Here is a 26275-nt window from a genome sequence, read left to right as displayed (position 1 = left end):
TGCTAAAAAATCCAGCTCCGCAACATACCCTGTTGAGCTAACAGAGTACATATAAAGATCTCATACTATCGTCAGAGGGGCTTTGAAAATAAGCTCCCATATCCTTCAATCGACGAATCGTACTGACATGATCGGCGGTAATCTTTTCCCCAGGCGTCAACAGGGGGATGCCTGGTGGATAGGGAAGAACCATTTCACCGCATATACATCCAACGGCTTCTTGTAAGTCAGCTTGCTTACGCGGTTTGTGAAAGGCCTCATGCAATGATAAAGCCGGCTTGTGAAGGGTCCCTTCTTTTTCAAAAAGAACCATATCAGATTTATCAGCTGGGCTGCCATTATCCCTGGCTTGCAGCTTTTTATCCATCTCTTTAATCTTAGAGACCACGACCTCGATATCTTCATCGCGTTCGTCGATAGAAAATAAAAAGCCGACATTTCTGGGATCGCAAATCTCTGCCGTACAGTCTAGATCATAAAATTCATCGAGCAATTGAAATCCGGAAATCGTCTGATCCTTACTTGATATAATCCATTTCAATGGATCCCTGTGATGAACCGCGTGACTCCCACCCCATATTGAAAGCGCCTGCAATTCCAAATCAAGCGACCGTCTTCTTTTTTCCAGACGCTCCACTGTTTTTTTAATTTGGGATCGTCCTTTTATAACTAAAAACCGTCTCGCTAAATCAAGGGAGGCTAACAGCGGATAGGAGGGACTTGTCGATTGAATCATTCCGAGCACCTGTCCCAGCCGCTCACGAGACACAAGGTTCCCTTTTACATGAAGCATGGAAGCCATTGTCATCGCTGTTAACATTTTATGAGTAGACTGGACAACAAGATCGGCTCCTTGTGAAAGCGCTGATGGCGGGAGCTCTTCCGCCTGACCGAAGTGGGGGCCGTGGGCTTCATCTACGACAAGAGGAACGCCTGCCTGATGGCAAGCTTTAGCTAATGAAGAAATGTCTTGACTCATGCCGTAATAATTCGGGTTGGTAATCCATACTCCCTTTGCATCAGGATTTTCTTTCAATGCTTTTTCGATATACGAAAGATCAGAAACCTTGGCTACTTTAGTAGTTGGTTCAATTGAAGGAGCAATAAAAATAGGATGAGCCCCAGCTACCATCAGCCCGTGAAAAACAGATTTATGCATATTGCGCTGAACAATAATTTGATCACCTGGACTGCATAAAGTTAAGGCAGCCCCGATATTTCCAACTGTACTCCCGCCAATCAGAAAAAATGTGTGATCAGCTCCAAAGGCATCGGCAGCTAGCGCTTGGGCATCTGCGATGAAATTAGTGGGATGATGAAGCCCATCAATCCCTACAGATTCGGTCGCATCAATTTTTAAAATGTTCGCAAACCGACCTAGAGCTTCTTCGTCAAATACACGCCCATCCTTATGTCCAGGAACGTGTAAAGATGTTCGTTGACTCTTTTCATACGAGCAAAGCGCCTCATAAAGCGGAGCCGCTGTATGATCCATTGATGAATGTGATTCTTCATGATCTGTTGAAGCTTTTAACACCATTTCACCCTCTCCTTTCACTTTCGAAGTTCCGGCACACTTGTTAATATGAAAGGCTGTTTTCTAAAAAGATTATTGGTGGTGCAGAACAATAAACTGGGGCGTACTAGACGGTTTTGGAAATACACTGCGCTTTCCTTGGGCTAACGCTAAGCTCCCTCACTTGCAGTTATCTCACTGTGTGGTCTCATTCTTCTAAAGGAGTCTTAGTATTTGCTTTGCTGGTATGGCGGTTGATTGAAGCGTAGGGCAGTCGACTCCTGAGGGAAAAGCAACAGTTGAAGATCTCGCAGGAAGCACTTTTTGCTTCCGAGGAAGCTGTAGTGTTGCCCGGGAAAGCGCCTGCCCGAAGTGAAAATCAACCTTTCTCAGCCTCAGGGTTAAAGAGCGACGAAACTTACGAAAAGCGCCTATTGAAAAAATGGAACTATGAGTCTCACATATTTACTAAAGCAAGTTACGTGCCAAAACATAGATCTATAGTTAAAAACCTTGATAACACAAGAAAAATCAGCTTACTGTAAACTATTCACATTTCATTCAAGAGGTGATTTTGTTAGAAGACATAAAAAAACCGCCGAATTTCCGGCGGTTGCTTACGACAGCTTCAATTTATTCGATTTATATTGTAAGGTTTGGCGGGGAATTTGCAGCAATTTAGCGGCTTGCTGAATGTTGCCGTTCGTTTGCTGCAGCGCCTGGGTGATCAGTCGTTCTTCCGTTTCCATTAGTACTTTTCTAAGAGGCTGCAAGGGAGGACGGGGCATCGCAGCACAATTTTCAGTAATATGCGGCGGTAAGTGCTCCGTTAAGATCCGATCCCCTTCCACCATGTTCATAGCTGATTCAATCGCATGTTCTAACTCACGAACATTTCCCGGCCATTCATAATGGTGAAACATCTCCTTTACACTTTCATCCACCTTTGTTACGAGCTTGCCAAATTGGAAATTGTACTTTTGCACAAAGTGATCTACTAACAGCGGAATATCACAACGTCTGTCTTTTAACTTTGGAATGTGGAGCGGCACTACGTTAAGTCGAAAATATAGATCAGATCGCAGCCTCTTCTCCCGGACACAGACTTCAGGCGGTTCATTCAATGCAGCGATAATTCGGAGGTTCAAAGCCCTTTCTTTCGTCCCGCCGACTCTTCGTATCACACCGTTCTGCAACACTCTGAGCAGCTTAGCCTGAATATCGAGCGGCATGCTGCTCAGTTCATCCAGAAACAGTGTACCTCCATCCGCCAGTTCAAATAATCCTGGCCGGTCTGTGGCTCCTGTGTAGCTGCCTTTAGCGGTACCAAATAAAATACTTTCCAGCAGCGAAGAAGGGATTGCGGCACAGTTTTGGGCAATAAATGGCTGATTATGGCGCGGTGAGGCATTATGAATCGATTGCACGAGCAGCTCTTTCCCTGTCCCTGTTTCGCCATAAATTAAGACCGGTGACGTAGTGGAAGCAACCTTTTCAGCCCTTGATTTCAATTTAAGAAAACTGGGGTCTTTCGTAATAATATCAGTCATGTGAAAAACGGCCCCCGTACTGCTGCTGTCGGACTTCTTCGGCCCGCTTGTTGTATCGATTCTCGCTTGTAAATCGATCAGTTTTTCCGATAACTGCTTAATTCTCGTTAAGTCTTTGGCGATTTCCACAGCCCCGACTAGCTTACCATTCACCTTGATGGGCAAGGATGTGTTCACGGTATCCACGAGTACGCCGCGAATGTTACGGTACGATTGATGTTGGTTGAAAATAGGCTCCCCTGTCTGACAGACCTTCATTAACGTACTTGTTTCCGTAGATAAGGAAGGAAAATTACTTAATAAGTGCTTTCCTAACACTTCCTTGCTCTCTAAACCATCGAGCTTTGAAGCGATATGGTTATAGAAGATCGTCACTCCACTTGCATCTACTGCATGAATACCTTCATCAATGGTACTTAAGATCGCCTGGAGCATTTCTTTCGCATTCGCCATCACCATACCCCCGTTCCCTTAAAAAATGCGCTCAATTTTCGTCACTTTAATGCCAGAATTTCGGCACCTCAACGGATGAAATAAAGACCATGAACAAACATTTATATAGACCCCTTTTTTTTAAGTTCAGCAACCTCCTTTTCTGATAAGCCAAATTCCTTCAATAAATCAGCCGTATGCTCCCCTAACATAGGAGGGTGGGACTTCGCTTCAATGTTCGTATGCTTAAATTTGATGGGATTACGTACGGTGCGTACCTTCCCGAGCTTAGGATGGTCATTGACTTCTACCATATCTCTCGCTTTGACTTGCGGATGGTCAAACACTTGCTGCACATTGTTCACAGGTCCGCACGGAATATTACGAGAGGATAACTGCTGTTCCCATTCATCAGCACCTCTTTTCAAAAACTCCTTCTCCAACAGATCTCTTAATTCCTGCCTATTTTCAATTCGATTGGCATTTGTCTTAAACCTTCCGTCCCCTTTCCATTCGGGGTGTCCCATTACCTCTGCCAGCTGATAAAACATCCGGTCATTTCCAGCAGCGACCATAATCGGCTTGTCGGCGCAATGAAATGTCTCGTATGGGGTGATGTTGCCATGGGCATTGCCCATTCGCTCAGAAACATGACCTTTTAACAAGTAACTGCTGGATATGTTGCCAAGGGAAGCGACCTGAATATCAAGAAGTGACAAATCAATATGCTCTCCCTCCCCTGTCAGATCACGTTTCCTTAAAGCCGCCAGCACACTGATGGCCACATAGTGGGAGGTCATAATATCGACGACAGGTGTCCCCACCCGTGTAGCTTCACCCTCGGGGGCCCCGGTAATATCCATCAACCCTCCAACTGCTTGAATAACAGGATCATAGCCAGGAAGATGCTTATAAGGACCAGTCTGTCCGTAACCGGTCACCGAACAAAGGATGACATCTTCCTTCTGCTGTTTCAGTGTGTCATATCCTAACCCAAGCCGATCCAACGTTCCTGTTTTAAAATTTTCAATTACCACATCAGCCTGGGCTGCCATTTTTTTAAAGAGGGCTTTTCCTTCTTCTTGCTTCAGATTAATGGTCATCGATTTTTTATTACGATTGGCTGATAGATAGTACGTGCTTTCTTCTTCAACAAAAGGCCACCAATGGCGAATATCATCTTTGCCTCCAGGGGCTTCGACACGGATCACTTCAGCGCCGAGATCAGCCAGCTGCATGGATCCCAGTGGGCCGGCCAATACACGTGACAAATCGAGAACTTTGATTCCTTCCAATGGTTGCTTCATTACGAGACACTCCTATGTGAAGGTGCAATTTTCACTGCACTCAATATTTTTTCTTATAAAAAACTGATCATGTTATGGTGCCAAAATTACGATTGAAGACTACTTTTTGTTAACTTGTGTGAGAGATGTCAGAGTGTGGATCGTCCTCATTCAGGACCCGATCTATCTCCTGATTCATATGGTGATCAGAGTTCTCTGTTCCATATCTCGCGATTGAAATGTTATAGAGAACCGCTCCGAGCACCATCCAGGAGAGAACGATAATCCATTCATAAGGCCAAATGAGGGCTGAAGGCATACCTGGCATGTAGAGCACACATACGCCAAGCGACATGAGTACAGCTATCCAGCCGATTGTAGTTCCTCCCCGCAAACGGAATGGGCGATGCATGTCAGGGCTCTTTTTCCGAAGGATGATAAAGGAGACCGCTACCATCAACCAGGCCACGACTAGTCCTAACCCGCCCGCATCAACTAACCATACGAGAGCGGGCCGGCCGAACAATGGCGCGATCGTGGAAAGTATGCCGATTGCTAGAATCGCTTTATATGGTGTGTTGTACTTTGGATGAAGTTCCCCCAGTGATTTAGGCAGCATTCCCGCCTTCGCAAGTGCGTAAATAGCACGGCTGCCTCCAACATAGAAACCGATCCAGCTTGTTAGAATCCCGCCGATTCCGCCGAGTACGAGGATGTTTCCCATAAGCGTACTGCCTCCAAATGCTGCTGCCATCGCATCGGCTGTCACCAATGCTGATTCCTGAATAGCTGATGGAGACATGATCCGAGATACCCCAAAAATAACGAGAATATACCAGGTAACAGCGAGCAGAACAGAGAAGATTAATAGCTGGCCAATTTTCTTGCGCGGAAGATTGATCTCCTCAGCAGCTTGCGGAATCACATCGAACCCTACAAACATAAATGGCGTCATAATAATGACGGTCAATAATCCAGCCATCCCTTTATTAAACAGCGGCTGCATATTTTGTACGTTACCTGCCGCTGTACCGCCGGTGATTAATAAGATTCCGGCGATGATAATTAACAGTGTTAAAATGAACGTGATCGAAGTCGTCAATTTTATGCCACGATAATTAATCCATGTAATTAAAATCGACCCCAAAATACCGACTCCCGCCCACGTCGCTGTCACGTCCCAGCCAGCAATGGTGTAAAGATGCCCCTGGCTGTAACCTGGAATTAAGTACTCAAAAACCGTTGGCAGGGCCACTGCCTCAAAAGCAACGACGGATACATAGCCGAGGATAATCGACCACGTGGTAACAAACGAAGCTATCCTGCCCATCGCCTTAAAACTGTACACATGCTCCCCTCCAGTCAGAGGGAGAGCTGAAGCTAGCTCGGCGTACGTCAGGCCAACAAAGGTAACGAGAAGCCCTCCTAAAGCGAAAGCAAGGATCGCTCCAAGCGAACCTGCCTCGGTAATCCACAGCCCCGCAGTCACGACCCAGCCCCATCCAATCATTGCCCCAAAAGCAAGAGCGAGAACATCTTTATTCCCAAGCACCTTTACTAGTTTTTGATCATGCACGATGATGACCTCCCAGTTTGGAATTTGCAGTTAGCAATGACTTATGACGACACTCGATCACCAAGCTGCTTCTGTACGGATAATACCGCATCATGTAATTTTGCCACGATTGTTTGAACTTGTTCTTTGTTCAAAATTAATGGCGGCGCAAAACAAATGATATCCGTGCTGTCATAAGTAACTGCCCGACAAATGATCCCACGTTCATGCAGGGCTTCAATCACTTTAGGCGCGACTTGCAAATTAGGCGAAAAGCGTTTGTTCGTCGCAGGGTCCTCCACGAGTTCCACCGCCCCAAGCAAACCGACCATACGTACATCACCCACGATGTTTAACTCGTTCTTAATTTTCCTGAACCCTTTTAGCAATTCGTTCCCCATCACTTTTGAGTTAGTCACAAGACCTTCTCGTTCAATGATGTCAATGTTTTTCAATGCCACCGCCGCCGCTGTTGGATGACCGCTGTATGTAAACCCGTGAAAAAGCGTACCTGGTGATTTTTCCTTTAATACATTATGAATCGCATCCGATACTACAACACCGCCGAGTGGAATATAGCCGCTCGTTACCCCTTTAGCAAACGTCATCATGTCTGGAATGACCCCAGAATGTTCGAGTCCAAACATCTTTCCGGTCCGGCCAAATCCTGTAATCACCTCATCAGCCACAAACAAAATGCCATAATCGTCACACAACTGGCGGATTTCTTGAAAATAATCTTCAGGAGGAACTAAAACACCGCCGGCACCTTGAATCGGTTCCGCAATAAAGGCAGCAATATTTTCCCGCCCTTCTCGTTCAATGGCTTCACGGATGGAATCGATCGACGGTTTCGTACCTCGTTCATAAGGAGATTCTGCATGGATAAAACCGGGAACCGTAAGACCGGCCATTTCCCAAAACTGAGGGATACCTGTCGCACTCGTAGAAGCAGTGGCTACCCCGTGATATCCTTTTTTAAGAGCAATAATTTTGTCACGCTCAGGTTCACCTTTTATCTTCCAGTAGTGACGAATTAATTTGAAGGCTGAATCATTGGACTCCGAACCGCCAGAAGTGAAAAACACCGCATTTAAACCCTCTGGTGCGAGTTGGGCGATTCTTTCCGCCAGCAGAATAGCTGGTTCATTACTGAAAGTGGAAAACGCCGAACTAAAGGCCAGCGATTCCATTTGCTGCTTGGCCGCCTCAGCCAGTTCTTTTCTCCCATGCCCAATATTGACATTCCATAACGATGACATGGCATCGATATACGTTTTCCCTTCTGTATCTGTTAAATAGACACCATCTCCTTGTTTCATAATAGATTTGGCACCTTTCTCTTGCTGCTGCTTAATAGATGATGTCGGGTGAATAAAATGTTTTTTGTCCAACTCGAATAAATCTTTCATTTTCATCTCTCCCTCGTTTAGATTAGTCTAGAAACCGCTTTCAAACATTGATAAAACACCCATACTTTAAAAACTTATGGATAGAAAATAAAGAGCCAGCTATATGGACAGAGAAATGCACATAGAACTCCCCGTCTATATAACTGGCTCTAATCTAAGGATTGCTCTACTTCATAAATAGAGTCTGTTAGATTTGACAGTTAATGATTCGCTTAAAAACATATTATCAATGATGTAAAATGGGTGTCAATGGATTTCTGAAGGTTCTAAATTATTTGTACTCTATCTAAACTATATGACACTCCTGATTTCTTATGAATCCATTTTCACCTTCTCCTACTTTGCGGGATTATGACTTCCGAGTGTAGTGGACTGTATCCAATTACAATTGCTCAAACTTAGCTGCTTCTTATCGCTCCTCAGGGCTCACTATCAATCATTGAATATGCTAGAATACTAGAAAAGCTCAACTTCAGACTTACAAAACGGAGGTCCTTATGGAAAAGCTTCTAAGAGTGTCGCTTCAAGTTAAGATATTAGGGTTAGTTATTTTTCTGCTGCTGTTAGTTCTTAGCCTTGTTACCTTTATGGTGGCTTATATGGAATCAAATGAGGATGTCGAGAATGCAGAGAACCTGGCCGTTCAAACCGCAATAACGCTCTCTTATATGCCGGTTATCCAGCAATCTTTCCTGTCTGACAGACCAACAGATGAAATAGATCACCTAGCTGATCAAATAAGGGATGAAGTAGAAGCTTCAGCTATTAATATTGTGAACCGCGATGGTGACATCTACGGGTACGCCGGGCCGAAGAAAACGGAAGCCGTCCCTATTCAAGATCACTACCGGGCATTAGTTTACGGAAGCAATTATGTCCTGAAGACAAAGGATGGCGACGATCAATTGCTCAAAGGGATTGCTCCTATCATCATCGATTATGGCGATTATAAAAAAGTAGAAGGCGCAGTAGCAGTGGCATTTCAAATGCAATCGATACATAAAGAGATTGCCGCTGATATTAAAAAAATCATCATGGCCTCAGGTACCGTTTTTCTTATCGGAATTGCCGGCAGCATTTTCCTGGCCCGAAGTATTCGCAAAGACACCCTCGGGCTTGAACCCTTTGAAATATCTGCCCTCTATCGAGAGAGAAATGCTGTATTACAGTCCGTCAAAGAAGGAATGATCGCTTTTGACCATAATGGGACCATTACCATGATTAACCTGTCTGCACGGGAGATCCTTGACCTTCCGGACCATATTGAGGACCACAACATCCATGATGTGATCAGGTCACCTCAATTGCTTGATTTGGTTCATTCTGAAAAAGGGATCGTCAATAAAGAACTTCAATATAAAGATAAGACGGTCATCGTCAATAGCAGCCCTATTTTTTCCGGATATCAAAGAACGGGAACGGTTGTCAGTTTTAGAGATAAAACTGAAATTCGAAAAATGATTGATGCGATTTCTGAAGTCAGACAGTATTCCGAAGATCTCAGAGCTCAGGCTCATGAGTTCACCAGTAAACTTTATGTGATTTTAGGAATGATCCAACTCGGAAAATACGAACAAGCGATTCAATTAATTCAGGATGAAGCTCATACTCAGGAGCAGGTTACATCTATGTTCTTCAGGGAAATTCGCGATGAGAAAGTTCAGGCGATCCTGCTTGGGAAATTTGCCAAAGCCTCTGAGAAGAAAATCAATTTCACCATTGAGGAAGGAAGTTCGCTGGACCCTTTACCTTCGCATATTCAACTTTCACCTCTGATTGTGGTTTTAGGAAACTTAATCAATAATGCATTTGAAGCGGTTGCTGCACAACCGGCTAAAGATGTCTCGTTCTTTGTTACAGACCTTGGGAACGACATTATCTTTGAGATAGCAGATGGTGGTCAGGGATTAGAAGACGGTGTCGGAGAACGCATATTTGAGAAAGGGTTTTCTCTAAAAGGGAACGATCGTGGATATGGACTTGCCAATGTAAAAGAGGAAGTAGACATGTTGGAAGGCTCCATCGAAATTAGCAGTCGGGCACAGGAAGGAACCATTTTTACCATTATACTTCCTAAGCATATAAAGAAAAACACCTAAAAAGGAGAGGATGTTTCATGTTTCGCGTAGTGATAGCTGAGGATGACTTTCGGGTAGCACAAATTCACGAAGAGTTTTTGGCGAAAAAAGAAAATATGCAGTTGATAGGGAAAGCTGGCAATGCTGCGGAAACACTGCAATTGTTGGATGACCATACGGTAGACCTGCTTCTGCTGGATGTGTATATGCCAGATGAGCTTGGTACAGAACTTCTTCACAAAATTAGAGGACAACATCCTCACGTAGATATCATTATGATCACAGCTGCAACAGATAAAGCTTTTTTAGAAAAAGCGATCAATTATGGGGTGCAGGACTACTTAATCAAACCCGTTACCATCGAACAATTTCAAGACTCACTGGCGCGCTATCAGAAAAAGAAAGAAATCCTTCAGTCAACGAATGAAGTAAATAAAGCCATGTTGCAAGAGGTATTTGGTTCAAACCCGGGACCAAGAAGGCAGAAAGGCCCCTCTCTCCCCACTGGCATTGATTATAGGACACTCGATAAAATAAAGCAGATCCTTCAGCAAGAGAGTGAAGGCATTACATCAGAAGAAGCCGGAGAACGCATTGGAGCTTCCCGTACAACTGCAAGAAGGTACCTGGAGTATTTGGTTGGAATTCACGAAGCATCGGTAGAACAGGTATACGGCATCGTTGGCCGCCCTGAACGGCGTTATTATTGGCGGGGTTAACATACTAGAGTTGTATGAACATTTTGTGAACAAAACGCACAAAATGTTTTTTAAATTTTAAAAAAACATTATTTTGGAAACGTTTACACTAGATCAACGGTAACGGTACGATGATGTTAATCAGTCCTTCTCACCACCTTTCTGCTGCAGCACAGGTACACAGGGACTAAACTATTAAAGGAGTGTTTGTATTGCGAAAGTTAGCTATGATCCCCATTCTCTTACTTCTCCTCTTCATGACAGCCTGTTCAGGCAGTGCTTCAGGAAATGGAGACTACCCGACTCAAAACATTGAAATCGTCGCCCCTGCTTCACCAGGCGGCGGATGGGATTTAACTGCTCGTTCTCTTGAAAAAGTATTATCAGGACAAGAGCTGGTCAAACAGAACATCAACGTCGTTAATAAACCAGGCGGCGGTGGTGAAGTTGGCTGGAAATACTTAAAATCCCAGGATTCTCATTCTCTGGCCGTCAATTCAAGCCTCGTTTTGACAAACAATCTACTAGGTCAAAGTGATCTAACATACAAAGACTTCACGCCTATCGCTACACTAGCAACTGAATGGCAGGCACTTGCCGTCCCAGCAGACTCTGAATTCAGTACTGCGTCCGAATTCTTAGAAGCGACCAAGGCTGATCCTGCCTCAATAAAAATTGGTGTAGGGCCCGGACTCGGAAATGATGACCACCTTTCACTCGTCCAGGCAGCCAGTGAGTTTGGCATAAATCCTTCGCAGTTAAATTTTCTGGTGTATGAAGGCGGTGGAGATGTAGTAACGGCCTTGCTTGGCGGACACGTCGATGCTGTTACCACTTCCCTTTCAGAAGTTAAAGACCAGCACCTTGCCGGTAAACTGAAAATTTTAGCTGTCTCCTCTGAAAAGCCTGTAAAAGGAATTGAAGATGTTCCAACATGGAAGGAAGCAGGAGTTGACATGGTCTTCCCTCACTGGAGAGGCATCATGGGGCCTCCAGACATGACAGAGGAAGAAATTGCTTATTGGGATGAAAAATTAAGCAAAATGGTTAAAACAGATGAATGGAAGAAAATTCTCGAAAATAACGACTGGGAAGGTTTCTATAAAAATAGTGAAGAAACCAAAGCCTTCTTGCAAGAACAGCATGATCTATACAAACAACTCGTTGAGGACTCTGGACTCGTTAATTAACCAACTATAGTGCCTGTTGTCAGAGGGTATGGCAGCGGGCATTAATTCTAGCAAAAGAGGTGAGAACGATATGAAACTAATAAAAATAAGCGTGCCTGCTTTTTTTACCTTGTTTAGTATTATCTTTTTAATCGCATCCCTCAACTTACCAAAGGCGAACCTGGGAAACCCGGATGCCCCCATGTATTTTCCTGTAGGAATAAGTATCATCATGCTCATTTTTAGTGTTATTTATTTCATACAAGAGGTTAAAAACCTTCACGTTGAAAATGAGGAAATCAAACAGATCCTGTCTGGAAGAACACCGAAATTAATCGGATTCACATTATTATTTGGATTGATTTATGCGTTTATCTTCAACCCTCTGGGCTATCTAATTTCGACCATCATTTATTTAGGTGCCCTGCTCTTTTACTTAAACGGTTACAAAAAATGGTTAGTTAATATCATCGTTACGATTAGCTTCTCATTTATATCCTGGTATGCCTTCAGCGAATTACTAGGAGTCAGCTTACCTTAGGAGGTGATTCAACATGGATGTAAGCAGCTTTATGGAGGGCCTTTCGATTGCTCTCGAACCTATGAATATTATGTGGATTATTATTGGCGGATTTTTAGGAACGGTTGTCGGTATGCTCCCTGGTCTGGGTCCTGCTACAGCAGTGGCTGTGTTAATCCCGATTACATTTAGTATGAACCCGATCAGTGCAATTATCTTAATGGCTTCTATTTATTACGGAGCTATGTATGGTGGATCCAGAAGCTCGATCCTTCTCAATACCCCTGGTGATGGGTCAGCCATTGCGGCTACATTTGACGGTTACCCGATGGCAAAGAACGGCCAGGCAGGTCCCGCATTAGCGATCTCTGCAGTCGCTTCCTTCATTGGAGGGATCATTGCTGTAGTCGGATTCATTTTCCTTGCTGTACCGCTGGCAGATTTCGCTTTGAAGTTTGGCCCAGCTGAATATTTCCTTCTCATGCTTCTCACCCTTTCCGCCATCATAGCCCTCTCAATTGGGAAAATGGTCAAAGGGTTTCTAGCTATGATGATCGGTCTTGCGTTAAGTACAGTAGGGATTGATACACAAACTGGTGTCTATCGATTTACAATGGGCATCCCCCACTTTAGTGATGGGATTGACTTTCTGATCGTGATTATTGGGGTGTACGCCATTGGTGAAGTTCTTTATAACTTTTTAAATATTGACCAGCAAAAGAAAGAAAAGAAAAAAGTCGGGAAAGTGTGGTTTTCCAAGGAACAATGGAAACGCTCAAGAATGCCGATTTTACGCAGCGGTCCGATCGGCTTCATCGTCGGAGTTCTCCCTGGAGCAGGTGGAACGATTGCCTCGATGATTGGGTACACGACAGCGAAGCAAACTTCTAAGAACCCAGATGAATTTGGAAAAGGTGCCGTCGAAGGATTAGCCGCCCCGGAATCAGCCAACAACGCTGCCTCAGTGGGAGCCATGATTCCGCTGCTGACCATGGGAATACCAGGATCCGGGACAACAGCTGTCATGCTCGGTGCCCTTATTATGCTTGGGCTAAGACCAGGACCGCTTTTATTCGAACAGCAGCCCGATACGGTATGGGCGCTTGTGAACAGCATGTTTATTGGAAATATTGCTTTAATTATCATCAATATTCTGCTTGTCGGTTTGCTTGTCAAAATTCTTGATACTCCCGCTAAAGTGCTCTACCCGCTCATCGTCATGTTAGCCTTTATCGGTACATACACGCTGAGCTATTCAACGGTCGACTTTTTCTTACTGCTTGTATTTGGGCTGTTTGGGTTAATGATGAAAGTGATGGATTTCCCAATTGCGCCACTCGTTCTTGCCTTAATTGTCGGAGCAGATATGGAACAGAATTTCCGCATGGCCGTGCTGTCTTCAAACGGAAGTCTTGGAATCTTCTTCTCATCCGGCGTGAGTATTGCCTTACTTGTCCTGACCATTCTATCCCTGTTTTATCCATTGATTCTCAAACTAGTTAAGAACAAAAACAACAACAAGACCCAAGATGATGAGGTCTATAAATCATCCTAAGGAGGAATTATGATGGCCAACGATACCCATTACGATTTAGTTGTAGTAGGAGCTGGAAACGCTGCCTTATGTGCAGCCATTTCAGCACGTGAAGCAGGAGCCAAGGTTCTCGTCCTGGAACGGGGCCCCGAACATAAGCGTGGCGGCAACTCGTATTTTACCGACGGAGCGATTCGATTTGCCTACAACGAATTAAGTGACATTAGAAAACTGATTCCCGACCTGACCGACGAAGAAGCTGATAAGATTGTAATGCCTGAATATAGCACGCAAGATTACTACGGTGACATCATGCGTGTTACAAGTAAAAAAAGCACACCCGAATTAGCCGGCCATCTCGTTAACCAGTCCTATCAAACCATTTCCTGGATGAGAGAGCAAGGCGTTGAATTCGAACTCAATTACAGCAATCAATCTTTTGAAAAAGAAGGTCGATACCATTTCTGGGGCGGCCTTCCTGTGAAAACGAAAAATATCGGGATGGGCCTGATGAGCACGTTATTTGCCCGAGCTGTAGAGCTTGGGATCAATATTTGGTACGACTCCCGAGCCGTTGAATTGCGGACAACAAATGGCCAAATCTCTTCGGTGATAGTTCAACAACATAGTGACAAAACGAACGTAGAAACATCCGGCGTTGTATTAGCCTGTGGAAGCTTTGAGGCTAATAAACGTATGCGTTCTGAGCATATTGGCGAAGAATGGGAAGCAGCGATTGTGCGCGGTACGGAGTACAATACAGGTGACGGGTTGACGATGGCGCTTGCTATGGGCGCGCAGAAATACGGCGAATGGTCAGGCTGTCACTCCATCGGCACCGACTACAATGCTCCAAAGACAGGCGATTTTACGAAACCTGGTGATATTTTCAAAAAACACTCCTATCCATTAAGTATCATGCTGAATAAAACAGGCGAACGATTTGTCGATGAAGGAGCAGATTTCAGAAACTATACGTACGCAAAATACGGCCGAGAAATTCTAAAACAGCCAGATCACATCGCCTACCAAATCTATGATCAGCAAGTTCGGCCAATGCTTCGTAAAGAATACAATCTAGAAGAAGCCACCTATTATCAAGCTGACACGCTAGAAGAATTAGTCGGGCAACTAGATGTGAATCAAGAGCAGTTTCTAACCACCATTGCTGATTATAATAACGCTGTAGAAGATGGCTACTACAATCCCACCGTTAAAGATGGCAAAGCTACAACCGGCATCACTCCAGCTAAGACCAATTGGGCGCTGCCGATCGAGCAAGGACCTTTCTACGCCTTCCCTGTTACCTGCGGGATCACCTTCTCATTCGGAGGCATCCACGTAAATACAGAAGGTGAAGTCTTGAATAAGGAGAATGAACCAATCTCCGGCCTCTTTGCTGCTGGGGAAATGGTAGGCGGGATTTTCTACGGGAACTATCCAGGGGGATCCGGATTAATGTCAGGAGCTGTTTTTGGCAAAACAGCCGGTACTTCCGCAGCGAATTATGTACAAAATAAAGCAACGAACACCACTTCATAAGCAGCTGAAAAACCACCGGATTCATGGTGGTTTTTCACTTCTATAGGAGCATCACTTATGTATAAAAATTCATGGTTAGTAACGCTTTCTATCTTGCTATACTTACTATTTTTTCTGCCGTTATTCCACATGGACATCAAACTTCAGGCTGCAGCTGCCCTAGTGATGATTCAAATCCTCTGGATAGGCCGAGTGTTTCCATTGGCGTTTAGCTCGCTCCTACTTATTCTGCTGCTTTCATTTCACTTTTTCACCTATTCAGAAACCCTTGCCTACTTTAGTTCGGAGATCGTATGGCTGCTGTTTGCAACCTTCATTATTTCACATGCTTTTATTGAAACAGGCCTGGCAAGTCGCGTCTCTCTTCAATTGCTGAAAATTTCTCGCGGCTCCGGACGTGCACTGGTTCTGATCTCCTTTATTCTAATGCTTGTACTGTCGATCCTAATTCCTTCCAACGTAGGTAAAGCCAATCTTGTCACTTCAGTACTTGATCGCCTGTTAAAAAATTTAAAAGAATTCAGTGAGGTGAAAAATTTAGGGGCAGCTTTATTTATTGGCATCAGCTACTTAGCTGCCATCTCCGGGGCTTTTGTTGCCACAGGTGCAAGTTCTACCATCTACACGTTCGGACTTTTTTCAGAACTTTCCACTGATCTGAATTACATAACATGGATTTTGTATTTTGCTCCACCCATTCTCGTATATGTCGTCTTATTATGGTGCCTATTTTTATATTACTTTCCACCCGAAAACATTGAGAAACAACACTTGCTACAGTTGCTGAACAACCGTCTAGCAGAGTTAGGGAGTTTAAGTATCCCTGAGAAAAAAATAATAGCAATTATGGGTTTAACGCTCTTGTTATGGGCAACGCAAAGTTTACACGGTTTTTCTATCCCTCTAATAGGGTTGTTAGGAGCTGTCTTAACTATTCTGCCCGGTATAGGGGTATGGAAATGGGAGCAAGCCAAAACTTCCGTCAATTGGGATATGATGCTGTTTTTCGCCAGTACTCTCATGGTCTCAGGGATGCTCGTGAAAACCGGGACAATTAAATGGATTGCTGACTCCCTAATTGAGTCCATGACCTCACAATCAGCAATGCTTGTTGTGTTGGCCCTCGTTCTATGTACAGCCCTGATTCGGATTATCTTTGTAAACATTCTTGGTTTCCTGACAATCATGATTCCGCTTTCCATTCAAATCGGTGAAAACGTGGCAGGATTCTCACCACTCGTTGTAGCGATGTCTGTGTTTTTAACTGGAATTCCTGGATTTTTCTTAGTCACTCAATCACCCGTACACTTAATCAGCTACTCCTACGGATATTTTACGGATCGCGATTTACTTAAAATTGGCCTGCCTTCTGCCCTAATATGGCTGATCGTCATCGGATGTTCTGTTGTCCTATTTTGGCACTAATTGCCTTTTTTCCGGGATTTTGGACCGCCTATTTATAAAAAGGAATAATACGAAGCTAACTGAGCAAAATAGGGAATAACTGTAAGTGACGAGGGGAAGATTTTTTTGCAAACTTACCAAAACACTAATCGAGCACGACGATACAAGGCATATGTCAGCACACTCGGTACCACTCAAATTCATTTGAGAAACCCAATGATCATCGCCTGGTGGTCAGCAGCCTTCCCTGGGTTTGGGCACCTACTCTTATCTAAATACCTTCGCGGTTATGTACTCGTTCTATGGGAGATCATTATAAACATCAATGCCAACGTCAACCTGGCCATGATCTACTCTTTTAACAGAGAATTTGATAAGGCTACAATGATCCTTGAACCAAGGTGGGTACTGCTTTATATACCTGTCTATATTTATGGCATATGGGACAGCTACAGAACTTCAGTTGATATGAATAAAGTGTATATCTTGGCTGATCGGGAAAACGCCCGTTTTATTAATTTCCAAATTACGGCTTTGGAAATTAACTACCTTGATAAAAGGAAACCTTGGATTGCTGTAATGTGGTCGTTTTTTATGCCGGGTGCAGGACAGCTTTATATTCATAGAATCGTGACAGCTTTTTTTCTCATGATCTGGGTCGTGACCATCGTTTATTTATCCCATTTTCTTGAGTCAGTTCATTTTCTGGTATTAGGAAACCTTAATGAAGCAAAGGAAGTCCTTAACATGGAGTGGCTGCTGTTTATTCCTTCGGTTTATTTCTTTGCCATGTATGATTCCTACGTCAACACTGTTGAAAATAACAAGCTGTTTGATAATGAGCAGAGAAACTTCTTGATGCATCGTTACCAGAAACCCAATTTTGACTTACCCCTTACCCTTAATAAAAGAGACAGGTGATTAAATGTATGTGATGTCTACCTTTGAGCATTCGACTTATTTGGAATTAGCGCTTTCGGCACTCGAGATGGAAAAGATTCCAAAGGAAAGTATCCTGGCTATTCCTCTGAATAATAGGACAGAAAATAGAAAGCTGCTTGACACCATTCACCATTCTGATGGGGTTAGTTTATTTGATCTTGGGGCTGCTCTCGGGACTGGTCTTTCAGTGATTGGAGCCAGTATAGGATTTCGTTTGGCTTGGGGACCGATTGTCTGGGGGATTATTGCAGCAATAATTGGATTCGTTATAGGGGTTTTAATTAGTTTATGGTTCAACACAAAGAAACGTAAAGAACAAAGGAAATTAAGGGGAAAAACGTCTGAGCTCATTCTCATCGTTCATTGCCATGAAGAAAAAACTGAACTGGTCGAGAAAATACTGTGGGATAACCTTGCTCTTGGTGTAGCTATTTTAGATAATCATTATCAAACCGTCTAACTTGATTGTCAGGGGGAGAAGGGAGTGAGAACACTTGAACCGCCCCGGTTCTGTTCTCACTCTTTTCTGTTAAAGGAACTGGACCATCCAGCAGGAAGATCTCCCTCTCTTTTAAAACCTTTATGCTTCTGCCTGTTGACTCTTTGTGGTCATTGTAAAAAAGGCTACAGAACCTATGGAAGCGGTAATAAATAAAGCGGCCCCCATCGGTACAGCTGTTGTTTCATCGATACCGACAAGTGGAGAAACCATTGACCCAAATAGTAACGGAAGCATCCCTAAAACAGCACTTGCACTTCCTGCCCGGTGCCCTTGTTTTTCCATGGCAAGCGTAAAGGTACTTGTTAGAACCATTCCCATAGATGTCATGTAAATGAAAATCGGAATCACAAGCATGGCTAACGGTCCTTCAATGATCGTCATAATAAGCAGGAAGAAGGTAGCACCCACAGCTATAATGACAGCTGTCCTGAGCAAACTTCGCTCATGAATGATTCCACCCAGGCGTCCGATGATAAAACTCCCGCTAATGATCGCCAGACCATTAATACCAAATAGAATACTAAATACTTGGGGCGATACGTCATATATTCCCTGGTAGACAAAAGGCGTTCCTGATACATAAGCAAAGCTGCCGCCGTGAATAAAGCCAATCGTCAAGGCGTAACCGATAAACGAACGATCTTTTAGTAAACTGCCAATGGTATGGAAAGAATGACCAATCGAGCTTGGAATTCGCTTCTCAGATGGCAAGGTTTCGGGTAATTTTAAAGCAATGACTGAAACAATGATCAGTCCGAGAATACATAAAAAGTAGAAAATCGTATTCCATGTAGCGAATGGTAAAAGCAAAATAGCTCCACCAGTCATGGGGGCAATCATTGGAGCCGTTGCATTGATCACCATTAACAGTGCAAAGAACTTCGTAAGCTCTCTTCCAGTAAACACGTCGCGAACGACAGCGCGAGAAAGAACCACTCCAGCTGAAGCCGTGAACCCTTGCAGGAAACGAGCTGCCACTAACGTTATAATATTCGGTGCCAACGCACAGAAAAGGGATGCTAACGCGAATAAGAAAATGAAAATCATGAGGGGTTTCCTTCTGCCTTGTGCATCACTAATAGGACCGACGACCAATTGACCAACCGCAAGCCCGATTAAACAGGCAGTTAAACTGAGCTGAACAAGTGAAGCGCTAGCCCCGAAGTCTTCAGCAATCGCTGGAAAGCTTGGTAAATACATATCAATATTAAGGGGACCTAATATCCCAAGCATACCGAGAAGCAAGGCCAACCCTATGCGTTCTTTGCCTGTTGGATTATGCAGCATGAATCCTCAAACACCTTTCCTAACGATCTTTTATCTAAATGAATACCTTTTCCATTCGAATTCATTTATTTTAGCAAAGGTGGATATCCAATACAATTGATTAGTCTCATTGACTGCAACTCCGTTTTTCTTAATCATAAATATCAGCCTCGGGACAATGCTTCCTAAGCTCAGAAAGAAACCTATGTCTATCTCTCGGAGAAATCTTCACACTCCCGAGGACTCCAGATTTATAATGGACTTCAAGCCCATTGCTGGAAGACAGTATTCGATACCCTGTGTATATATCTTTCGTAGGGGCTGCTCTGGTAATCTCGTCATACGGAATTTTGCTAAAGAATGGTCCGCCTTTCACATGCAAATAATCATCATGAAATATATATTTTATAGAAAAAGAGACCCATAAAATAAACGCCATGGTAAGAAAAAATAATGATAACCATACTAAGGTAAAAGTAAAGGTATGCGTGGATTCATCGAAGACATATGGAACCAAAAAGACAATTCCAATGATAAGAAGGACTACCGTTGTGATCGCTGCAAACATCGAATCTATTTCGGATCGAAATGTCAACATATCACCTCCCTGATCATTACGTAAGGTTATTGACCTGCGGCTTCGTTGGCCTCTATAGAAAGTTAAAGAGATGTTAATGACCTCTCTCCTGTAATGGGTTTACAACAAAATGGAACGGGAATAGATAAGCAGAACAGTAACTAGCTAACATGCTGTCGTTACATTACTGCTGAAATCGCGGTCTAAAACGGAGCAAAGAGGAGGTCATCAATATTACCTATTAATAGGACAGACTTGGAGAAGATGGAACACCTCGCAAAAGACGACACTCCGGGAACATAATGAATAATTAACTTCTTAGTAAAGGTGATAATCTTGAACTTAACACAACAAATGTCTCATGCCCTCAAAGATTTCATTAACGTTCATGAGGTAGCAATCACTGAACTGTCACATTTACCTAAAGGTAAAAAGATAGCAGACCCTTCTGGAGATTATATGATTGTGTATTACCATCCTAATCATCGTAAGCTTGTCTACACATTTAAAGGCATGGAAGATACTTATTTTCTCCTGCATACGTGAACTTTTGGGATTTTTCTTCTTACGAGACTTTACAGCAATGGCTTATATTTTTCCCGATACTTCCCGCTTTCTTTTATAAAAAAGTTCTGCTCATAGGGTTTGATCTTAAAGCGGAAGTTTTCACGGGAAAACCCATTGTTTTTTATGAGCTGGATGAATGCTTCAGCATCTTCCTTAGTTTCAAAATGTACTTCATTCCTATACTCACCAGAGTTTTGCAGAAAGGTTATTTCTGTTCTTTCATTATACCATGCGATTACCTTAAAACTCATTGTAAGTTCCCTCCCTTATTGAAATAAGAAAAGCTGAGTCATCTTCATAAAATGGAGGTTCGGAAAAGTCGCTTAACTGCCTTTCAGTATTTCCTAATCAATATTTTCTTCCTACATTTTATCACAAGTTTTTATAATTAACTACAATTAATGCAGAAAATTCTGAATACTATCGTGTTTGTACGACAACTTTTGACATTTATAGCTGCTGCAAAATAATAGAGCACACCTTTTTCTAAGGCGTGCTCTTTCTTGATGTCTTATTCTCTAAACAACCATGTTACTCACTAGTCTGCTCTTCTTTTTGAACCAGGTTTTCTTTATGATCCTTCAACTTCCACAGTTTACCCGGCCAGAATGAGAACCTTCCTAATACGGCGGTGAGAGAAGGAACCAGTAATGGTCGGACAATAAACGTATCAAGGAGAACGCCGATAGCCGTCACTGTCCCAAATTGAACCAATACCTGAAGCGGCAGTACAGCAAGCACCGAAAATGTGCCTGCCAAAATGAGTCCTGCTGAACCTATAACGCCGCTCGTCTCACTTACCCCTTCACGTATAGCCTGTTTAAGCGGCATGTGATGACGCTTTTTCCAAATGCTTGAGACCATAAAAATGTTATAGTCTTCGCCCAGGGCAACTAGAAATACGAATGCATAAAGCGGGATTAATCCTGACATCCCATCTGCTCCGTAAACGTAATCGATAATCAGCCATCCTAATCCTAAAGCACCAAGATATGATAACACTACGGTTGCTAGTAAATAGATCATGGCTACAATCGAGCGCAGATAAACAACCAGCAGTAATGCTATGATGATCAACACAGCCGGGATGATCACGGACTGGTCTCGTTTCGTTATTTGTTTCGTGTCATAAAGTCCAGCGGTTTCCCCTCCTATCCACACGTTATTGGCGGCATTCTCTATTCCTGCTTCCTCAAGAGCAGCTGCTACCTCGCTCTTCATATCCGGAATAGACTCAATAGCTGTTTCCGAGTAGGGGTCAGTGGATAAGGTAACTTCATATTTCAGAAGTGATGAATTTTCAGATCCTTTCACGGGGTCACTAACCGAATCCACAACAGAAAGCGAGCTCAATGTCTCTTTCACATTCGCCCCTTCCCCTTCTGTCTCCACAATCACTTCGGCAGGGGCCACCTCCCCAGGTGAATAATGATCGGCAATGATGGAGAATCCTTCACGTGAAGGCATATCCTCCGGGAAGGCATCCAGCAAGCCATACGAATAATCGATTTTCGGTACAAACAGTGCCAGACCTCCTAACAAAATCGTACACGAAATGATAATGACCCAAGGTTTATCTGTAGCCCAACGCCCAATTGCTCGGTTAATAGGACCAGTTGATTGCGGGCGGCGCAAGGACTTCCCTTTCTTACGTTCCCGCTTCTGTATCATTTCTTCCGTACGAGGGATAAATGGAACGAAGGCCACCCTGCCTAAAATTGCTAAAATTGCTGGCAGCAACGTTAAGGCTGCAATACCAATCACGAGGATCGATAAGCTAAACGGCACGGCAAAGCGGTCATAAGAAGCATAGTAAGCTAATCCTAATGTTAACAGTCCAGTGAGCGTTGTTAAGGCACTGACCATAATTGCGCCCCCTGACCCGCTAACCGCTTTTTGCAAGGCGATTTTCTTATCTGCTTCAAAACGTAATTCATCTCGATAACGGGAGATCAGAAACAAGCAGTAGTCTGTCCCCGCCCCAAATAATAAGACAGTCATGATCGAAATGGCCTGGGAATCGACCACAATCCATCCCTGATCGGCCATAAATCCGAGTAATGGACTGATTAAGCCGTAAGCTACTCCTACAGCAACAAGCGGAACCAGTGCAAGGATCGGAGAGCGATATAAAATAATCAACAGCCCTAAAACTATTCCGACCGTTGCAATTAACAATGTCACATCGGCATTACTAAATAACTCTGTAGCATCAGTCTGAATGCCCACTGGTCCTGTAAAACGTACGTGGAGCCCATCTTCTGAGAGGTCCTCTTGAAAAGTCGCCTCCCCTGTCTGATCGATAATTCTCTCCTGTAATTGATCCAAAGCATGCTGTAAGGATTCCGTTGACGTCCCTTTTTCAAAAAAGACCGGAGTTGTCAGCGCTGCCCCATCTTCAGAACTTGCTCCCATCAGTGCTTGCGGAGGGGCCTTCGCAAACGGTGGAATCAGCTTCTGTTCGCTTACCGGATCCTCCTCCAGAGTCATATAAATGTCCTGAATCGTTTCATAATCTTTTTTCTCAAGCCCCCCATCTCGATACCAAACCATTAACAGGGGTACTCCTGAATTATTAGAAAACTGCTCAGATGAAATGTCAGAAGCCACAACCGACATGGCATCATCAGGCAGCAATTGGCTTGAATTGGTTTCTTCCTGATTAACTTGCGGCCAAATAAACGATAAAACTACAACCAGCAACAGCCAAATCATAATCGTCAGCCAACGCGTTTTCGAACCAGCCACGATTTGACCCCACTGAGTAATAAGTGATTTTTTCAAAAGAATCTCCCTCTCTTTTTACCATATCCACATGTATTTTATAACTTATATATGTGTACCCTAAATTATATATACTAGACAGTTAATTATCAAAAGTTTGCTAGTTCTTTTCAACAAACCTCGTGTGTTATACTAAACATGACCTTCCATATAAGGAGATTAAAGATGGAGAAACAAACGAATCGTTCCCCAGGACGTCCTCCCCACCATAAAGACAAACAGCCAACAAATGAACTCATTCTAACCAAGGCATCACAGCTTTTCCTCGAGAATAGCTATCAAGATGTATCGATGGATGATGTAGCGAAGGCTTGTAATGTGACGAAAGCATCGGTGTACTATTATTACAAAACCAAATCCGAGCTTTATACAGAGACGATGATTAGGCTGATGCACCGTATTCGAAACCTTACGCTTCAACTCCTGAGTGAAGACAAGCCTTTTCGAACAAGACTGCTGAATGTAGCGGAGGCCTATTTATCTGTATCGGTTGATTTAGATACAGAGCGTTTTATTCATGGTGCCAAGAACATGCTTTCGAAGGAGCAATTGATATCGATTCAACAAGCAGAAGAAGAGATGTATACGTCGATGGAGGAATCCTTTAGAGAAGCGATCGATGAAGGTCTCATCTCCCCCATCAACCCCACCTTTGCTGTGCACGGATATATTTCTTTGTTAAATACAGGTAACTATAAGAATGCCGATCATCAAACGATTTTCCCTTCAGCACATGAAGCTGCCAAACAGATCGTTGATTTCTTTTGGAAGGGATTAACGAAGAATATTCAAGACTCACAGTAGTAGGCCAGCCGGGCATACCAGCTGGCCTATTCTGAATTAGAATTGACTCGGAAAAATCTGTTCCAAATGGTGTTCCATATGTTCTACATAATCCCTCACTGCAAACTGCAAGGTAACTGTACTGCCACCTTCTGTTTTAAGCAGGTTTTCGTAATGTTGACTTGGAATGTTTGAAATAGTCCGGATGATCGTCTTATTTAAACTAACCCAGTATTCGATAATATCATCGACCGGGGTGTCTTGATAACCTTGCAGACGAACCCATTCATCTTGATTATAATCCCCCATAGGAGCAGGTTGTGAGGCAATTTGTGCCGCGATAAATCGTCTCTGATTGACAACAGCAGAATCACATAAGTGTCCTAAGATTTCTTTTTTGGACCATTTGTTTGGAGCAGGGCGTTCGTAATACTCCTGTTCAGAAAGCTGTTTAAACTCCTCGGGAACCGCTTTGATGAATTCTGTTAATTTTTCAATTTGATGTCTCATCTCATTTCCTCCCTCCATTGACTTTCCAAATGAAAAGTTCCATGACTTATGAACTCAGTTTCGGATTCGTTGATATACATAAAAACTTCACCACAGAATCTGTACGATTAAACCAATAATGTTGCACAGTTGAGTCAAAGTGAATACAATCTTTCGGCATAAGAACATATTCTTCCTCTTCCATCCATACTGTTAATTCACCTTCTACAACATACAAGAACTCCTCCCCTTTATGCGACAGCGGATTTCCGTTCATATCACCCGGATTTAATGTCACTAAGATCGGTGTAAAGATTGGCTGAATGTTTATTATTGGCTGGGTGATCATCAGGGTGATTGAAGATGTCGTTATGCCGTTAGATGGAGATGCCTGGCGAACAGCTATGTGGTATTTAATTACGGGGATTATGATCCTTCATTCTGTACTCATTTTTATCTTTAGACAACGTTATTAATACAGTCATTGCCCCCTTACGAAAAAGAGGCTCAGATTCGTAAACTGAGCCTCTTTTCTATTATAAGAGTCTTCAACTACCAAGCAATAGGAAGAAAATCTTTTGTAAGTATCCAGACACCCTTCTGAACAAACTCTTGAAATTCCCTCAACATGCTCGGATGATGCTCTTCTTATGACAACCACACAATTTCCCCCTCTTTACTCTTTTGTAAAAACTATTCAAGCGACGTCGCTAAAACCTACAATCTACGATTAAATTCGCTATAACAATTAAACCTACTCCATAATCCTAGTGAACGTATCTAGTAAGCTATAACACATTTTACTGACTAGGTGGGGGGTTGTCTGAACAACTGCCTTCAACTTACATAAGATATCTTGTAAGACAATTTAGTAGGAAAGGAGATGAAATTACTATGGGATGCTGTGGTAATAATAATGTAGGCGGTGCTTCTAATAGAAGGCACTGTGGTAACAACGTAGCTGGTGCTCAAGATTTCAAAGTTCCAGTAAGATCTTATATTGACGGCGAAGATTTCTGTCGTGCCGTAAACCGATGTCTACGAGACGATAGGGTTGGCGGTGCAGAAGATCGTAATCATAGATGTTGTTGTAAACATCATCGACGTCGTGGATGGGATTGGTTCTAGACTACAAACCCTTTCCATTGATAGAGAGAGTCTACTAGTTTTAACAGCATACAGTAGACTCTACTTTGCAGAGACGTGTTTGAATTCTTTAGAATTCAGCACGTCTCTTTCCATTAACTGAAAGTTTCATTCATTCTTCTTTCTTCTAGAAGCCGGGGCCGCCAGAATTCCTATTTGCTTCCGCACTAATTTTAATTCTAGCTTCTGATTGGGCGCGAGATCCTGTTTTCGCATCCCTTAACCTGTCTCCAAAATCATTGTTATACTTAGACTTAGAGCGTGAGGAACGTTTGCGAAATATTCCCACTAAACTTGGGGATGCCAACAGCACGATGATTCCCAGAAGGGTCAATAGACCTGACATACATAAATCGCTCCTTTACAAAATGAATTAGTACCTATACGATTTACACCTTCCATTTGTTTCATATTATACTGTAATCACCGCGAATTGTTGCCTAACAATCTAATTTGCACCACCCAGTCGTCTCCCCCTTCCTTCTACATATACTCACTGTTTTATGAAAATACGTTTCTTTTA

General features: G+C 43.2%; 24 protein-coding genes. 12 read left to right on the top strand and 12 right to left on the bottom strand.

Annotated features, from left to right (window positions below):
* Positions 1-37 precede the first annotated feature (37 nt).
* The 5 genes from B5354_RS04500 to B5354_RS04475 all read right to left on the bottom strand — a co-directional run bounded on the left by B5354_RS04500 (position 38) and on the right by B5354_RS04475 (position 7751).
* Positions 38-1540: an aminotransferase class I/II-fold pyridoxal phosphate-dependent enzyme gene (locus B5354_RS04500; RefSeq protein WP_079526301.1), complete on the bottom strand. Its 1503-nt coding sequence runs from the start codon at positions 1538-1540 to the stop codon at positions 38-40.
* Positions 1541-2133: 593 nt separating this feature from the next.
* Complete coding sequence (locus tag B5354_RS04490) at positions 2134-3525, bottom strand: sigma-54 interaction domain-containing protein (RefSeq protein ID WP_079526297.1); 1392 nt, start codon at positions 3523-3525, stop codon at positions 2134-2136.
* A 95-nt stretch (positions 3526-3620) separates the two neighbouring features.
* Positions 3621-4805 (bottom strand): CaiB/BaiF CoA transferase family protein, encoded by a 1185-nt coding sequence (locus B5354_RS04485; protein ID WP_079526296.1) that lies wholly within the window; start codon positions 4803-4805, stop codon positions 3621-3623.
* A 109-nt stretch (positions 4806-4914) separates the two neighbouring features.
* A complete protein-coding gene (locus tag B5354_RS04480) occupies positions 4915-6360 on the bottom strand; it encodes an APC family permease (RefSeq protein WP_079526294.1) in 1446 nt (481 codons plus the stop codon).
* 41 nt (positions 6361-6401) lie between these two features.
* Positions 6402-7751 carry an aminotransferase family protein gene (locus B5354_RS04475; RefSeq protein WP_079526293.1) on the bottom strand — a complete coding sequence of 450 codons (1350 nt, stop codon included), beginning with the start codon at positions 7749-7751 and terminating at the stop codon, positions 6402-6404.
* A gap of 497 nt (positions 7752-8248) precedes the next feature.
* Here B5354_RS04475 and B5354_RS04470 point away from each other — a divergent pair, with 497 nt between their 5' ends.
* From B5354_RS04470 to B5354_RS04430, 9 genes are all read left to right on the top strand, one after another.
* Complete coding sequence (locus B5354_RS04470; protein WP_079526291.1) at positions 8249-9850, top strand: ATP-binding protein; 1602 nt, start codon at positions 8249-8251, stop codon at positions 9848-9850.
* Positions 9851-9867: 17 nt separating this feature from the next.
* Complete coding sequence (locus tag B5354_RS04465) at positions 9868-10548, top strand: response regulator (RefSeq protein ID WP_079526289.1); 681 nt, start codon at positions 9868-9870, stop codon at positions 10546-10548.
* A gap of 191 nt (positions 10549-10739) precedes the next feature.
* A complete protein-coding gene (locus B5354_RS04460) occupies positions 10740-11717 on the top strand; it encodes a tripartite tricarboxylate transporter substrate binding protein (protein ID WP_079526287.1) in 978 nt (325 codons plus the stop codon).
* A 70-nt stretch (positions 11718-11787) separates the two neighbouring features.
* Positions 11788-12237: a tripartite tricarboxylate transporter TctB family protein gene (locus B5354_RS04455; RefSeq protein ID WP_079526285.1), complete on the top strand. Its 450-nt coding sequence runs from the start codon at positions 11788-11790 to the stop codon at positions 12235-12237.
* A gap of 13 nt (positions 12238-12250) precedes the next feature.
* Positions 12251-13771: a tripartite tricarboxylate transporter permease gene (locus tag B5354_RS04450; protein ID WP_079526283.1), complete on the top strand. Its 1521-nt coding sequence runs from the start codon at positions 12251-12253 to the stop codon at positions 13769-13771.
* A 12-nt stretch (positions 13772-13783) separates the two neighbouring features.
* Positions 13784-15292, top strand: coding sequence for an FAD-dependent tricarballylate dehydrogenase TcuA (gene tcuA / locus B5354_RS04445; protein WP_079526281.1), 1509 nt, complete (start codon positions 13784-13786; stop codon positions 15290-15292).
* A gap of 57 nt (positions 15293-15349) precedes the next feature.
* Positions 15350-16717, top strand: coding sequence for an SLC13 family permease (locus B5354_RS04440; protein ID WP_079526279.1), 1368 nt, complete (start codon positions 15350-15352; stop codon positions 16715-16717).
* 105 nt (positions 16718-16822) lie between these two features.
* Positions 16823-17617, top strand: a complete 795-nt coding sequence (locus B5354_RS04435) for a hypothetical protein (RefSeq protein ID WP_079526278.1) — start codon at positions 16823-16825, stop codon at positions 17615-17617.
* Between the two features lie 13 nt (positions 17618-17630).
* On the top strand, positions 17631-18098 hold the full coding sequence (locus B5354_RS04430; RefSeq protein WP_342742973.1) for a LapA family protein: 468 nt from the start codon (positions 17631-17633) through the stop codon (positions 18096-18098).
* A gap of 120 nt (positions 18099-18218) precedes the next feature.
* Here the strand turns inward: B5354_RS04430 and B5354_RS04425 are convergent, their stop codons facing one another.
* A complete protein-coding gene (locus B5354_RS04425; RefSeq protein WP_079526274.1) occupies positions 18219-19427 on the bottom strand; it encodes a Bcr/CflA family efflux MFS transporter in 1209 nt (402 codons plus the stop codon).
* 130 nt (positions 19428-19557) lie between these two features.
* Positions 19558-20001, bottom strand: a complete 444-nt coding sequence (locus tag B5354_RS04420) for a PH domain-containing protein (protein WP_079526272.1) — start codon at positions 19999-20001, stop codon at positions 19558-19560.
* 318 nt (positions 20002-20319) lie between these two features.
* Between B5354_RS04420 and B5354_RS04415 the strand changes: the two genes are divergently transcribed.
* Positions 20320-20529 carry a hypothetical protein gene (locus tag B5354_RS04415; protein WP_079526270.1) on the top strand — a complete coding sequence of 70 codons (210 nt, stop codon included), beginning with the start codon at positions 20320-20322 and terminating at the stop codon, positions 20527-20529.
* Positions 20530-20558: 29 nt separating this feature from the next.
* On the opposite strand, the gene B5354_RS04410 is transcribed toward B5354_RS04415, so the two are convergent.
* Entirely contained in the window at positions 20559-20801 is a 243-nt protein-coding gene (locus B5354_RS04410; RefSeq protein ID WP_079526268.1) for a hypothetical protein, read from the bottom strand.
* A gap of 280 nt (positions 20802-21081) precedes the next feature.
* Positions 21082-23334: an MMPL family transporter gene (locus B5354_RS04405; RefSeq protein ID WP_079526267.1), complete on the bottom strand. Its 2253-nt coding sequence runs from the start codon at positions 23332-23334 to the stop codon at positions 21082-21084.
* A gap of 165 nt (positions 23335-23499) precedes the next feature.
* Between B5354_RS04405 and B5354_RS04400 the strand changes: the two genes are divergently transcribed.
* Positions 23500-24138: a TetR/AcrR family transcriptional regulator gene (locus B5354_RS04400; protein ID WP_176142405.1), complete on the top strand. Its 639-nt coding sequence runs from the start codon at positions 23500-23502 to the stop codon at positions 24136-24138.
* Positions 24139-24174: 36 nt separating this feature from the next.
* Here B5354_RS04400 and B5354_RS04395 read toward each other — a convergent pair whose 3' ends face one another.
* Together B5354_RS04395 and B5354_RS04390 are read right to left on the bottom strand one after the other, a co-directional pair.
* Entirely contained in the window at positions 24175-24627 is a 453-nt protein-coding gene (locus tag B5354_RS04395) for a DinB family protein (RefSeq protein ID WP_176142404.1), read from the bottom strand.
* Between the two features lie 46 nt (positions 24628-24673).
* Entirely contained in the window at positions 24674-24955 is a 282-nt protein-coding gene (locus tag B5354_RS04390; protein ID WP_079526261.1) for a cupin domain-containing protein, read from the bottom strand.
* Between B5354_RS04390 and B5354_RS20425 the strand changes: the two genes are divergently transcribed.
* Positions 24930-25082 (top strand): hypothetical protein, encoded by a 153-nt coding sequence (locus B5354_RS20425; protein WP_176142402.1) that lies wholly within the window; start codon positions 24930-24932, stop codon positions 25080-25082. The two genes, B5354_RS04390 and B5354_RS20425, sit on opposite strands and share 26 nt — an antisense overlap.
* A gap of 797 nt (positions 25083-25879) precedes the next feature.
* Here B5354_RS20425 and B5354_RS04380 read toward each other — a convergent pair.
* Positions 25880-26098, bottom strand: coding sequence for a hypothetical protein (locus tag B5354_RS04380; RefSeq protein WP_079526257.1), 219 nt, complete (start codon positions 26096-26098; stop codon positions 25880-25882).
* Positions 26099-26275: the final 177 nt, after the last annotated feature.

The sequence above is a fragment of the Halobacillus hunanensis genome, from assembly GCF_900166655.1.
Lineage (GTDB): Bacteria > Bacillota > Bacilli > Bacillales > Halobacillaceae > Halobacillus_A > Halobacillus_A hunanensis.
The sequence above is the reverse complement of the archived record's forward strand: the minus strand, read 5'-3'. Positions and strand labels throughout refer to the sequence as shown.